Below are 11993 nucleotides of genomic sequence, written 5' to 3'. Positions count from 1 at the left end.
CACAAGAAAAGTGAAGTGTAACGGTTGGAATGAAACAGAATTTGCCTGGCGGCGATAGCGCGGTGGTCCCACCTGACCCCATGCCGAACTCAGAAGTGAAACGCCGTAGCGCCGATGGTAGTGTGGGGTCTCCCCATGTGAGAGTAGGGAACTGCCAGGCATCAAATTAAGCAGTAAGCCGGAGCAATCTGGTGGTTGTAGAGAAATTCGGTGGAGCGGTAGTTCAGTTGGTTAGAATACCTGCCTGTCACGCAGGGGGTCGCGGGTTCGAGCCCCGTCCGTTCCGCCACTTATTAAAAATTATGCCTGCTAACTTTAGCAGGCATAATGTTAAGAATAATTTAGGGGCGTAGCTCAGTTGGTAGAGCACCGGTCTCCAAAACCGGGTGTCGCGAGTTCGAGTCTCTCCGCCCCTGCCAAATAAAACCCTTCACGTTATCGTGAAGGGTTTTTTTTGATTTGTACTCTATGCTAAATCCTGCCTTGTATACCTCCCCTCGATTTCTTCATTATTCCTCTTTTTTGAATAGCCATAAACTCTAAGGTATTGTTATTTAATAGATAAAGACCTTTGATGTCCTTCTGAACGATCGTGCTTATTTAGCTGTAAATATGCACAAAATCACCGTAATACCAGGTTGTGAACTTGCTCATCTACCTTGTTCGATATTTGAACTAAAACTATCTACAACCTGAGTGAGGGTAAATCGTTTTTCACAGCGATCCTTCAGGTTGCATTCACTTGCTAGTTATACCTGCCAACATTACATCGGCAGCGCTATAGCATAAATTCGTAGCGCTACGCTGTACCTGAAATCTGACTAAGTAGCTGTAAGACTACACAGAAGGAGTTTAAGTATGTACAGACGTTTACTGGTAGCTGTTGCTGTAAGCACGGCATTATGTGGTGCCGTACAGGCAAAACCCTTGACGGTTGGGTTTTCTCAGATTGGTTCAGAATCAGGATGGCGCTCTGCAGAGACTAAAGTGTCGAAGCAAGAAGCAGAGAAGCGTGGAATAACGCTAAAAATTGCTGATGCTCAGCAGAAACAAGAGAACCAGATTAAGGCTGTACGGTCATTCATCGCTCAGAGTGTTGATGCCATATTTATCGCACCGGTCGTTGCTACAGGCTGGGCACCAGTCTTACAGGAAGCTAAAGAAGCAAAAATCCCGGTATTCCTGCTTGATAGAACGATTGAGGTTAGCGATCCATCGCTGTACACCGCTGCTATTGCCTCTGACAGTGTCTATGAAGGAAAAGTGGCAGGGGAATGGCTTGTGAAAGAGGCTGCAGGTAAACCGTGTAATGTTGTCGAATTGCAGGGAACGGTTGGGGCTAGCGTTGCGATCAACCGCAAGAAAGGGTTTGCTGAAGGTATAGCTTCAGATCCACAGATAAAAATTATTCGATCACAGTCAGGAGACTTTACTCGCAGTAAGGGTAAAGAGGTCATGGAAAGCTTTATTAAAGCTGAGCAGAACGGAAAAAATATCTGCGCGGTTTATGCACATAATGATGATATGGCTATAGGTGCTATTCAGGCAATTAAAGAGGCAGGCCTAAAACCTGGCTCACAAATAAAAGTTGTCTCTATTGATGGTGTTCCCGATATTTTCAAGGCCATGATGAATGGTGAAGCCAATGCTACCGTTGAGTTAACACCCAATATGGCTGGACCTGCTTTTGATGCTTTATTAGCGATGAAGAAGGACGGAAAACAGCCAGAAAAATTTATTCAGACAGAGTCTCGTTTATTGCTGTCCGATACGGCAAAACAGGAGTATGAAACCAAAAAAGATCTTGGTTATTGATCTTTATATTGTGAACTTATCATTTATATAAATTTTGCTAAATACCTAGCAGAAATATGAATATGGAAAAGTGGGTTTACCCTATTTTCTGCTCCTGTAAACAAAAGGGCAGAGAATATTGTTAGCCTACTTACCATAATATTGCTCAGGTATGACGTAGCCTTGTTAAGTTGTCGTATAGGTGATGCTGATGGAAACGACACGGTTGTTAGATATTCGGAGCATGAGCGTTGAATTTCCAGGGGTGAAAGCATTAGATCAGGTGGACTTTACGCTTAATCGCGGCGAGATAGTTGCTCTACTGGGGGAAAATGGTGCAGGGAAATCAACGCTAATTAAGGCGCTGACTGGTGTTTACCATCGCTCATCGGGTGACATTATCCTCGATGGCATAGCGATTAATCCTGTTAATACGGCCCATGCTCAGTCATTGGGCATCGGTACGGTATATCAAGAGGTTAATCTATTACCGAATCTGTCTGTTGCGGCAAATTTATTTATTGGCCGTGAACCCACACGATGGGGCATTGTTGATCAACACAAAATCCTGCTTCAGGCCGAGGCCCTGTTATTGAACTATGGGCTGGCTATTGATGTTAGTCATCCGCTTGGAAATTATTCCATTGCAGTCCAGCAAATTGTAGCGATTGCCAGAGCTGTCGATCTTTCCGCTAAAGTCTTGATTCTCGATGAACCTACCGCCAGCCTCGATGCAAAAGAAGTCGATATGCTGCTGGATATATTGCGGAAGCTACGCGATCGTGGAATCGGCATGATATTTGTCACGCATTTTCTGGATCAGGTTTACCGCATTAGCGACAGAATTACCGTTTTACGCAATGGACGGTTAGTCGGGACATTACCAACTGCAGAGCTACCGCGTATTGAATTAGTCCAAATGATGCTGGGGCACAGTTTTGATGAAACGTTACTTAAACGTGGTGAACACAGTGACGTCTCGGGTGAACCCATTGTGCAATTTAAACATTATGGTCGGCGTGGTTCGATTAACGACTTCGAGCTTTCCGTGCGTCCGGGAGAAATTGTTGGTCTGGCTGGTCTGCTGGGATCGGGCAGGACAGAAACCGCGCAACTGATATTTGGCATCAACGTGCCTGACGCCGGTGAAGCGTGGGTTGATGGTAAAAAAATCAACATTCGCACGCCGCGTGCAGCAGGAAAGCTGGGTTTTGGCTATTGCCCAGAGGATCGCAAAACTGACGGCATCGTCGGTGCAGCAACGGTACGAGAGAACATTATTCTGGCCCTTCAGGCGCAGCGCGGCTGGCTGAAGCCTATTTCTTTACGCGAGCAAACCCGTATAGCTGAAAAGTTTATCAGCCTATTGGGGATTCGCACGCCTAGTGCTGAGCAGGAAATTCAGTATCTATCGGGAGGGAATCAGCAAAAAGTACTGTTATCACGCTGGCTGGCAACAGAACCGCGTTTCTTGATTCTAGATGAGCCAACGAGAGGTATTGATGTCGGCGCGCATGCTGAAATCATTCGCCTGATCGAAAAACTGTGTGAGCAGGGAATGGCGTTATTGGTGATCTCCTCTGAACTGGAAGAGCTGACCGGTTATGCCGACCGCATCATTGTGCTGCGTGACAGGCAGCATGTTGCGCATCTCGAACATAGCGAGATCTCGGTTGCCGCAGTGATGCAGGCCATCGCAGTACAAACGGGAGCGGCTGATGACAGACAATAAAATCAAACCTGCCAGAAAAGTACGTCTAACGTTCACCAAAGGGGCGCCACAACTTCTGGCTCTCGTTGCTATCTTGCTGATTGATAGTATGGTCGCACCCAATTTTTTCTCCCTCCATATTCAGGATGGGCGCTTATTTGGGAGCCTTATCGACATCCTTAACCGCGGTGCGCCTGTTGCGCTGTTGGCATTAGGTATGACGCTGGTGATTGCAACGGGTGGCATCGATTTATCGGTTGGTGCGGTGATGGCGATTGCCGGCGCGACGGCTGCAACGCTTACTGCTGCTGGCTATCCACTTCCTTCCGTATTGCTTGCCTCATTATTGGTTGGTGCACTGTGTGGGCTATGGAATGGCTTTCTGGTTGCGGTGTTGCAGATTCAGCCGATTGTTGCGACGTTAATGCTGATGGTTGCCGGACGGGGAATCGCTCAACTGATTACCGAAGGCCAAATTATCACGTTTGATAACGCTGGGTTGGCTAAGCTGGGTAGTGGAACCCTGTTCTATCTGCCGATGCCAGTGATTATTGCCTGCGTGATGCTGCTGGTGTTATGGGCGCTGACTCGTAAAACGGCGCTTGGGCTATTTATCGAATCAGTCGGCATTAATCTGCGTTCAGCTCGCAATGCTGGCGTGAGCACGAAGCTGGTATTAGTCGCGACTTATGTCATATGCGGCGTGTGTGCCGCCGTGGCGGGCGTGATCGTAACGGCGGATATCCGAGGTGCGGATGCGAACAACGCGGGACTCTGGTTGGAATTAGATGCGATTCTGGCTGTGGTGATCGGTGGCGGTTCGCTACTCGGGGGGCGCTTTAATTTGCTGCTCTCTGTCGTCGGCGCATTGATTATTCAAAGTATGAATACCGGAATCCTGCTATCTGGTTATCGGCCGGAATTTAACCTTGTCCTGAAGGCACTCGTCGTTCTGCTGGTTTTGATTATGCAATCTCCACGCATTTCGCTGCATCACCTGTTCAGGAGGAAAACATAATGTTGAAACGCCACTTCCCCCTGTTGATGACGATTCTGGTATTTATTGCTGGTTATCTGTTTTGCCTCAGCCAATTTCCCGGTTTTGCTTCGACGCGAGTTTTCTTTGATTTACTGACGGATAACGCCTTTCTGGGGATCGTGGCGGTTGGGATGACGTTTGTCATTCTGTCTGGCGGGATCGATCTCTCCGTTGGGTCAGTTATTGCATTTACTGGTGTGCTATTGGCCAAATTGATCGGTACGTATGGAATTGATCCTTTCTTTGCGTTCGCAATTGCACTGGTAATGGGAGCCATGTTTGGCGGGTTGATGGGATGGATTATCGATACGCTGAAATTGCCTGCATTTATTATCACGCTTGCCGGTATGTTCTTTGTCCGAGGGATGAGCTTTATCGTTTCACAGGAGTCGATTCCCATCGATCATCCGGTCTATAGCCAATTGGCGGGTTTAGCATGGCGCATGCCTGATGGGGGACGATTTACCTTTCTGGCGTTAGTTATGTTGGTTGTGGTGCTACTGGGGATTGTAATGGCGCATCGTACCCGCTTCGGTAACCGTGTTTATGCTATAGGCGGTAACAGCTATTCTGCGGAGCTGATGGGAGTGCCTGTTAGGCGAACGACGATTCATATATACATGCTTTCCAGTATGTTAGCGGTGCTGTCAGGCATTGTTTTTTCGCTCTATACCTCAGCGGGTTATGCTCTGGCAGCAAGCGGTGTGGAGTTGGACGCCATCGCTGCTGTCGTGATCGGCGGTACGCTACTGACCGGTGGTGTCGGAACGGTATTGGGAACCCTGTTTGGCGTACTGATTCAGGGCCTGATTCAAACGTATATCACATTTGACGGCACCTTGAGCTCATGGTGGACAAAAATCGTCATCGGTTTCCTGCTGTTTGCTTTCATTGGGTTACAGAAAGCGTTAAGCACATTCTGGTTAGCCAGACGTGCTTAAGTCGGGTGTGAGCATAATCGGTCATGGATTAATCACAATAGGCGTTTTCAGCAATTGACGAATCATCGTCTGCTGATCGCTGTTTTGTAACCAAACGGCGTAAAACGGGCGTACGACGGGCTGGCTGTCGCCGACTATCCGCAGATTGGAGTACGTTTGTAACCAATGACTGGGTAAAAATGCGCAACCGCCAGTTGTTTCAAGCAGTTGGCGTGTCAAATGGGCCGATGTTGTTGTCAAAATAGGAAGCTGATCGCTGGCCAACAGGCGTGTTTCTTGCTGATGAAAATCTGCGCCCCATTCCAATTTTATATAGGGTAGTTCCTGTCCAGGTGGATGTGCTTCCGCTGCAAACAGCGAAAGGGAAAAATTACCCAGTAACTGGCTCGCCAATTCTTCCATTTTGGGTTGTTCGGTCGTAATCAACAGGTCCAATTGGCGCTCATGGAGCTGTTTTACCAAAGAGTGACGTAAGGCAATGCGTGCTTCTAACTGGAGCAACGGGCGCTGCTGGTAGAGCGATTGTAGCCAAGGCGTCAGGTACGCTTCCCATAATGAAGCGGTTGCCCCCACTGAAAGGAGGCTGTGTTGCTGTGAGCGAGCGACCTCTTTTTTAGCAATCTGCCAGGTACCGATAAGGCTTTCTGCATAGGGCAGAAGCCGTTCGCCTGCGGGGGTCAGGCGTATATTGTTCCGATGGCGTGTGAACAGGTTGGCACCAAGCTGCGTCTCTAACTGGCGAATCCGAAAACTCACCGCTGACTGCGTCAGATACAGGGATTCGGCGGCACGGCCAAAGTGTCTTGTCCTGCTGACTTCCAGAAAGGTTTTTAGTAATTCGGTATCCACGTTCATCTCCAAAAAATTTTTGTCGTAATGATTTAAATGTTTTGTTTTACACAATGTCAAGCCTATCTAATACTCCGCGCCATAAACAACACGACCATAGAAGAATTAGGAGCGTGTAAGATGGCAGAAAGCTTCTCTACCACTAATCGTTTTTTTGATAACAAGTTCTACCCGCGTGGTTTTTCCCGACATGGCGACTTTACTATTAAAGAAGCACAACTGTTGGAACGCCACGGTTACGCGTTTAACGAGTTGGATTTGGGTAAACGTGAACCAGTAACTGGGGAAGAAACATCGTTTGTTGCAATGTGTCGCGGCGAACGTAAAGCGGAAACGGAACTAGAAAAAATCTGGTCCAAATATCTGGAACGTGTCCGTCGTCCTAAACGCTTCCATACGTTGTCTGGTGGTAAGCCGCAGATGGATGCAGTAGAAGAATACACTGAAAGCGATGATTAATTAAGAATGGGGCGTTAGCCCCATTTTCTTTTGTAGCGAAAACGTATCGTGCTCCCGCTATTCAAGGCTTTTGTGGAGCTGGATAAGCAATCGATCCATACAACGGTAGCTCAGTGCTTCGGCAAGATGCTTTTTCTCAATGTTGTCCCGATCGCCGAGGTCAGCGATCGTGCGAGCGACTTTCAATATCCTATGCCAGGCGCGTACGGATAAGCCAAGTTTATTCATCACGTCTTCCAGATAGGCCGCATCGGCCATCTCCAATTTGCAGTGTCTTTCTATTTCGCGTGAAGTTAGCAGCGCATTGATTTTATTTGCCCGCTTCAACTGTATCTGCCTTGCGATCAGCACGCGCTCACGAATCGTCGCGCTGCTTTCGCCTTGATAATGTTGTTGAGATAAAACCCCTGGTGGTAGCAAAGGGACTTCGATAGAAAGGTCAAAGCGATCCAAAAAGGGGCCAGAAAGTTTGCTGAGATAGCGCAATATTTGTTGTGCAGGTAACCGGTTATGAATGCCCTGATAATGGCCCGACGGACTGGGGTTCATCGCGGCGACGAGTTGTACGCGTGCCGGATAGCACACTTTGGCGCGAGTGCGGGAAATGATAATTTCACCAGATTCCAGAGGCTCTCGTAGTGAGTCCAGAACGCGTCGCTCAAACTCTGGTAATTCATCTAGAAACAGTACACCGTTGTGTGCGAGCGAAATTTCGCCGGGTTTGGGCAGCGACCCTCCACCCACGAGTGCAGCCATGGAAGAGCTATGGTGAGGCGCTCTGAAGGGTCTTGCTCTCCAGCGCGTCATTGTGGCATCAATGTTGATTAGGCTATTGATCGCGGCGCTTTCTAACGCTTCTTCATCGCTCAATGGCGGCATCAGATTGCCTAGCCGACTTGCCAGCATTGTTTTCCCTGTTCCAGGTGGCCCTAGCAACAGCAGATTGTGGCCGCCTGCTGCCGCGATTTCTAGCGCGCGTTTAGCTTGCTCCTGACCGATAATATCCTTCAGGTCGAGCGTATCTTCCGCAGGCTGCGGAACGGGCGTCATATCGGAGCAACTGAGTAGTTCCTCTTCTCCGCTGAGAAAAGCACACACCTGCAACAGATGCCCAGCCATTAGCGCTTCTCCCTGCGGTATCAGCGTCATCTCCCGTTTGTTGTCATCTGGCAGGATAAGCTGACGGCCTGCTTTTATGGCTTCTAATGCGGCTGGAATCGCGCCATTTACGCCACGTAACGTGCCTGAGAGGCCGAGTTCGCCGAGAAACTCATAGCGGTTTAGCTTTTCACCATCGATTTGTTCTGATGCTGCCAGAATCGCCAGAGCAATGGGCAAGTCGTAGCGTCCCCCTTCTTTGGGCAAGTCTGCCGGTGCGAGGTTGACTGTGATGCGCTTTGCTGGAAACGTAAACCCGCAATTGATGAGTGCGCTGCGCACGCGATCGCGCGCTTCTTTGACGGTGGTTTCTGGTAACCCCACCAGCGTTAATGCAGGTAACCCGCTGCTGATGTGAACTTCGATGTAAACATCCGGAGCTTGTACACCAATCATTGCCCGAGTGTAGGTAACTGCCAATGACATGCTATTTCCCCTTTGCTGATGATTTGCATCATGTCTGGCAAGGGAGAATAAGTAGAGGACGTTGTCTCCAGTCTGCGCGGCGACGTCAGAATATAATTCTCTGTTTCAATAATGGATAAAAGTTGTGCGTAATGGGTCGCAATTATTCAGGGGACGCGGCCCTTTTAAGATAGCCCGACGATCGGTAATGCTCGTTGTTTCCCGCGAAGCGCTCATTTTTACGTCAACGAGAGAAAATAATTTAGCGTACTTCTACCTTATGATTACGTTGTATTTTTCCCCGTATCATAGGTAATCCTTAGAGGTGGCAATGAAAAAAAATTGTTGTCATGCCATGACTGACTGTGATAACTCTGTAGGTATTCGTTCGACAGAAGATTAATGAACAACCTATTATGAAAGCCCTATCCCTAGTGATTAGCCTAGTCGTGATTAGCGTGGTGGTGATTATTATCCCACCGTGCGGGGCTGCACTTGGACGAAGAATGGCTTAGAAATCAAGGCCTGATTCAAGAAAACCCCCGCACCGAAAGGTCGGGGGTTTTTTGTTGGGCGTAATCTATAACGGAAAGGAACAGAAAATGAACATCAGCATAAAATTCTGTTATTCCCATAAGATGTCGGGGAAATAACTATGAATGGAGCACAGTGGGTGGTGCAAGCGTTGCGAGCACAGGGAGTGGAAACCGTTTTTGGTTATCCGGGCGGCGCGATAATGCCAGTCTATGATGCACTTTATGACGGTGGCGTAAAACACCTGCTGTGTCGCCATGAGCAAGGCGCAGCAATGGCAGCGATTGGTTATGCTCGCGCGACGGGTAAGGTGGGCGTTTGTATCGCGACATCTGGCCCCGGTGCGACCAACCTGATCACCGGTTTGGCCGATGCACTGCTGGATTCGGTGCCTGTGGTGGCGATCACCGGACAGGTGGGGTCAGCGCTGATTGGCACCGACGCTTTTCAGGAGATCGACGTATTAGGATTGTCACTGGCCTGCACGAAACATAGTTTTCTGGTTGAGTCTCTCGAATCATTGCCGGAAGTGATGGCAGAAGCGTTCGCGATTGCCAACAGCGGTCGCCCTGGCCCTGTTCTGGTTGATATCCCAAAAGATATTCAGCTGGCTGTCGGCGATTTCATCCCGAACTTTGCACCCGTTGCTAACGATGTCGATTTCCCTGAGCAAGATATTACGCTGGCGTACGCTCTGTTGGCGAAAGCACAAAAACCGGTGCTGTACGTTGGCGGTGGTGTCGGTATGGCGAATGCAGTTCCGGCGCTGCGTGAATTTCTGAATGTGACGGATATCCCTTCGGTTTCTACGCTGAAAGGGCTGGGTGCCGTGGATGCCAATCATCCCTATTACCTCGGAATGATTGGTATGCACGGCACGAAGGCGGCGAACCTGATTGTGCAGGAGTGCGATCTGTTAATCGCAGTCGGGGCCCGTTTTGATGACCGCGTGACCGGCAAACTGAATGCCTTCGCGCCTCATGCCAGTGTTATTCACATGGACATCGACCCAGCAGAGCTGAGTAAATTGCGCCATGCTAATGTCGCACTGCAAGGCGATCTGAAGGCGGTATTACCTGCGCTGCAACAGCCACTGAACGTCAGCGCGTGGCGTCAGCAGTCCACCATGATGAAGGCGGAATATCCGTGGCGTTATGACCACCCTGGCCAGGCGATTTATGCGCCTGCTCTGTTGAAAACGATCTCCGAAAGAATGGATGCGGATACCGTAGTCACGACCGATGTGGGCCAGCACCAAATGTGGGCTGCACAGCATATGACGTTCAGCCGCCCTGAGAATTTCATCACCTCCAGTGGTCTCGGTACGATGGGCTTTGGCGTACCGGCTGCGGTAGGTGCTCAGGTAGCACGTCCAGACGACATGGTTATCTGTATTTCAGGTGACGGCTCTTTCATGATGAACGTTCAGGAATTGGGCACCATCAAGCGAAAACGGCTGCCGTTGAAGATCGTGTTGCTGGATAACCAACGGTTAGGCATGGTACGCCAGTGGCAGCAGTTATTCTTTGATGAGCGCTACAGTGAAACCGACCTCTCCGATAACCCTGACTTCCTGACGCTGGCAAGTGCGTTTGATATCCCCGGCCAGCGCATCACCCGTAAAGACCAAATTGATGTCGCGCTGGATGCCCTGTTTAACAGCGAAGGACCCTATTTACTGCACGTCTCGATCGACGAATATGAAAATGTCTGGCCGCTGGTTCCGCCGGGCGCGGGCAATGAAACGATGCTTGATAAAACCAAGTAAGGCTCGATAAAACCAAATAAGCTCGACGAAACCCACTAATGGCTGATTTACACAGAATAAGTGCTGGAGATAACAGAATGACACACCATCAACTTTCGATTCAGGCACGCTTTCGTCCCGAGGTCCTGGAGCGTGTATTGCGTGTTACCCGTCATCGCGGCTTCAAAGTGTGCGCTATGAATATGGTGCAAACGACCAATACCGATCACATTAATATTGAACTGACCGTTGCCAGCCATCGTTCGGTGGATTTATTGTCAACCCAATTGAGCAAGCTGTTGGATATCGCCTGCGTTGACGTTCAACCGATGACGACATCACAGCAGATCAGCGCCTAACGCAGAAGAGTAAGGGAAAAAAGAATGACAAAAAAAGCGGATTATATTTGGTTCAATGGCGAGATGGTTCCTTGGGCTGAAGCCAAAGTACACGTCATGTCACATGCCCTGCACTATGGCACCTCCGTCTTTGAAGGCGTTCGTTGCTACAATTCACATAAGGGTCCGGTGGTTTTCCGTCACCGTGAGCATATGCAGCGCCTGCGTGATTCGGCAAAAATTTACCGTATGCCGGTCGCGCAAAGTGTGGATGAGCTGATGGAAGCCTGCCGTGAAACGCTGCGCAAAAATAACCTGACTAGTGCCTATATTCGTCCATTGGTGTTCATTGGTGATGTGGGTATGGGCGTTAACCCGCCAGACGGTTATCAAACCGACGTTATTATTGCGGCTTTCCCGTGGGGCGCATATTTGGGTGAGGAGGCGCTGGAAGCAGGCATTGATGCGATGGTGTCATCCTGGAATCGTGTCGCAGCGAATACTATTCCAACCGCCGCTAAAGCGGGTGGCAACTATCTGTCCTCCCTGCTGGTGGGTAGCGAAGCACGCCGCCACGGCTATCAGGAAGGGATCGCGTTGGATGTCCACGGCTATGTTTCTGAAGGGGCGGGCGAGAATTTGTTCGAAGTGAAGGACGGGATTATCTTCACGCCGCCGTTTACCTCTTCGGCGCTGCCGGGCATTACGCGTGACGCTATCATCAAGCTGGCGAAGGATGCAGGGTATGAAGTGCGCGAGCAGGTGCTGTCCCGCGAGTCACTGTATCTGGCGGATGAAGTTTTCATGTCCGGTACCGCAGCAGAAATTACCCCAGTGCGTAGCGTAGACGGCATTCAGGTCGGCATTGGCAAACGCGGTCCGGTCACCCAAGCCTTGCAGCAGGCGTTCTTTGGCCTCTTTACGGGTGAAACCGAAGATAAATGGGGCTGGTTGGATCCGGTAAATCAGTAATTAGTTAAGACAGACAGTCAGGCGGTGACGCGTTCCGTCATCGCCC

The 11993-nt window shown here is 49.6% G+C and carries 11 protein-coding genes, 2 tRNA genes and 1 rRNA gene; 12 read left to right on the top strand and 2 right to left on the bottom strand.

What is annotated here, in order from left to right:
• Window positions 1–44 precede the first annotated feature (44 nt).
• From rrf to yjfF, 7 genes are all read left to right on the top strand, one after another.
• Window positions 45–160, top strand: a 5S ribosomal RNA gene (rrf, locus tag GZ59_RS20665).
• Window positions 161–212: 52 nt separating this feature from the next.
• Window positions 213–289, top strand: a tRNA-Asp gene (locus tag GZ59_RS20660).
• Window positions 290–343: 54 nt separating this feature from the next.
• Window positions 344–419 (top strand) — tRNA-Trp (locus GZ59_RS20655).
• Between the two features lie 439 nt (window positions 420–858).
• Window positions 859–1815, top strand: coding sequence for a galactofuranose ABC transporter, galactofuranose-binding protein YtfQ (gene ytfQ / locus GZ59_RS20650; RefSeq protein WP_011095707.1), 957 nt, complete (start codon window positions 859–861; stop codon window positions 1813–1815).
• Window positions 1816–2005: 190 nt separating this feature from the next.
• Window positions 2006–3526: a galactofuranose ABC transporter, ATP-binding protein YtfR gene (ytfR, locus tag GZ59_RS20645; RefSeq protein WP_039295311.1), complete on the top strand. Its 1521-nt coding sequence runs from the start codon at window positions 2006–2008 to the stop codon at window positions 3524–3526.
• The gene (gene ytfT / locus GZ59_RS20640) at window positions 3513–4523 is read left to right on the top strand and encodes a galactofuranose ABC transporter, ATP-binding protein YtfT (protein WP_011095705.1); all 1011 of its coding nucleotides are present in this window, start codon (window positions 3513–3515) and stop codon (window positions 4521–4523) included. The genes ytfR and ytfT overlap by 14 nt, the downstream gene beginning before the upstream one ends.
• Window positions 4523–5485, top strand: a complete 963-nt coding sequence (gene yjfF / locus GZ59_RS20635) for a galactofuranose ABC transporter, permease protein YjfF (protein ID WP_011095704.1) — start codon at window positions 4523–4525, stop codon at window positions 5483–5485. Before ytfT ends, yjfF begins: the two co-directional genes overlap by 1 nt.
• A 21-nt stretch (window positions 5486–5506) precedes the next feature.
• Here yjfF and hdfR read toward each other — a convergent pair whose 3' ends face one another.
• Window positions 5507–6334, bottom strand: coding sequence for an HTH-type transcriptional regulator HdfR (gene hdfR, locus GZ59_RS20630; RefSeq protein WP_011095703.1), 828 nt, complete (start codon window positions 6332–6334; stop codon window positions 5507–5509).
• Window positions 6335–6454: 120 nt separating this feature from the next.
• Here hdfR and GZ59_RS20625 point away from each other — a divergent pair, with 120 nt between their 5' ends.
• A complete protein-coding gene (locus GZ59_RS20625; RefSeq protein ID WP_011095702.1) occupies window positions 6455–6793 on the top strand; it encodes a MaoP family protein in 339 nt (112 codons plus the stop codon).
• Window positions 6794–6850: 57 nt separating this feature from the next.
• Here the strand turns inward: GZ59_RS20625 and GZ59_RS20620 are convergent, their stop codons facing one another.
• On the bottom strand, window positions 6851–8377 hold the full coding sequence (locus GZ59_RS20620; protein WP_011095701.1) for a YifB family Mg chelatase-like AAA ATPase: 1527 nt from the start codon (window positions 8375–8377) through the stop codon (window positions 6851–6853).
• Window positions 8378–8772: 395 nt separating this feature from the next.
• On the opposite strand from GZ59_RS20620, the gene ilvL reads away from it, so the two are divergent.
• From ilvL to GZ59_RS20605, 4 genes are all read left to right on the top strand, one after another.
• A complete protein-coding gene (gene ilvL / locus GZ59_RS23160) occupies window positions 8773–8871 on the top strand; it encodes an ilv operon leader peptide (RefSeq protein ID WP_071531109.1) in 99 nt (32 codons plus the stop codon).
• Between the two features lie 140 nt (window positions 8872–9011).
• Window positions 9012–10658, top strand: coding sequence for an acetolactate synthase 2 catalytic subunit (gene ilvG / locus GZ59_RS20615; protein WP_011095700.1), 1647 nt, complete (start codon window positions 9012–9014; stop codon window positions 10656–10658).
• A 77-nt stretch (window positions 10659–10735) separates the two neighbouring features.
• Window positions 10736–10996 (top strand): acetolactate synthase 2 small subunit, encoded by a 261-nt coding sequence (ilvM, locus tag GZ59_RS20610; RefSeq protein ID WP_011095699.1) that lies wholly within the window; start codon window positions 10736–10738, stop codon window positions 10994–10996.
• 24 nt (window positions 10997–11020) lie between these two features.
• The gene (locus tag GZ59_RS20605) at window positions 11021–11947 is read left to right on the top strand and encodes a branched-chain amino acid transaminase (protein ID WP_011095698.1); all 927 of its coding nucleotides are present in this window, start codon (window positions 11021–11023) and stop codon (window positions 11945–11947) included.
• Window positions 11948–11993: the final 46 nt, after the last annotated feature.

It is taken from the genome of Pectobacterium atrosepticum, from assembly GCF_000740965.1.
Lineage (GTDB): Bacteria > Pseudomonadota > Gammaproteobacteria > Enterobacterales > Enterobacteriaceae > Pectobacterium > Pectobacterium atrosepticum.
Note: the sequence above shows the minus strand (reverse complement) of the source record. Positions and strands in the feature narration are given on the sequence as shown.

Bases quoted from the DNA above. Each gene is read 5' to 3' on its own strand.
- GZ59_RS20620 (WP_011095701.1), bottom strand. From the start codon at position 8,377: ATGTCATTGGCAGTTACCTACACTCGGGCAATGATTGGTGTACAAGCT.
- ilvM (WP_011095699.1), top strand. From the start codon at position 10,736: ATGACACACCATCAACTTTCGATTCAGGCACGCTTTCGTCCCGAGGTC.
- GZ59_RS20605 (WP_011095698.1), top strand. From the start codon at position 11,021: ATGACAAAAAAAGCGGATTATATTTGGTTCAATGGCGAGATGGTTCCT.
- GZ59_RS20625 (WP_011095702.1), top strand. From the start codon at position 6,455: ATGGCAGAAAGCTTCTCTACCACTAATCGTTTTTTTGATAACAAGTTC.
- ytfT (WP_011095705.1), top strand. From the start codon at position 3,513: ATGACAGACAATAAAATCAAACCTGCCAGAAAAGTACGTCTAACGTTC.
- ytfR (WP_039295311.1), top strand. From the start codon at position 2,006: ATGGAAACGACACGGTTGTTAGATATTCGGAGCATGAGCGTTGAATTT.
- ilvL (WP_071531109.1), top strand. From the start codon at position 8,773: ATGAAAGCCCTATCCCTAGTGATTAGCCTAGTCGTGATTAGCGTGGTG.
- ilvG (WP_011095700.1), top strand. From the start codon at position 9,012: ATGAATGGAGCACAGTGGGTGGTGCAAGCGTTGCGAGCACAGGGAGTG.
- ytfQ (WP_011095707.1), top strand. From the start codon at position 859: ATGTACAGACGTTTACTGGTAGCTGTTGCTGTAAGCACGGCATTATGT.
- yjfF (WP_011095704.1), top strand. From the start codon at position 4,523: ATGTTGAAACGCCACTTCCCCCTGTTGATGACGATTCTGGTATTTATT.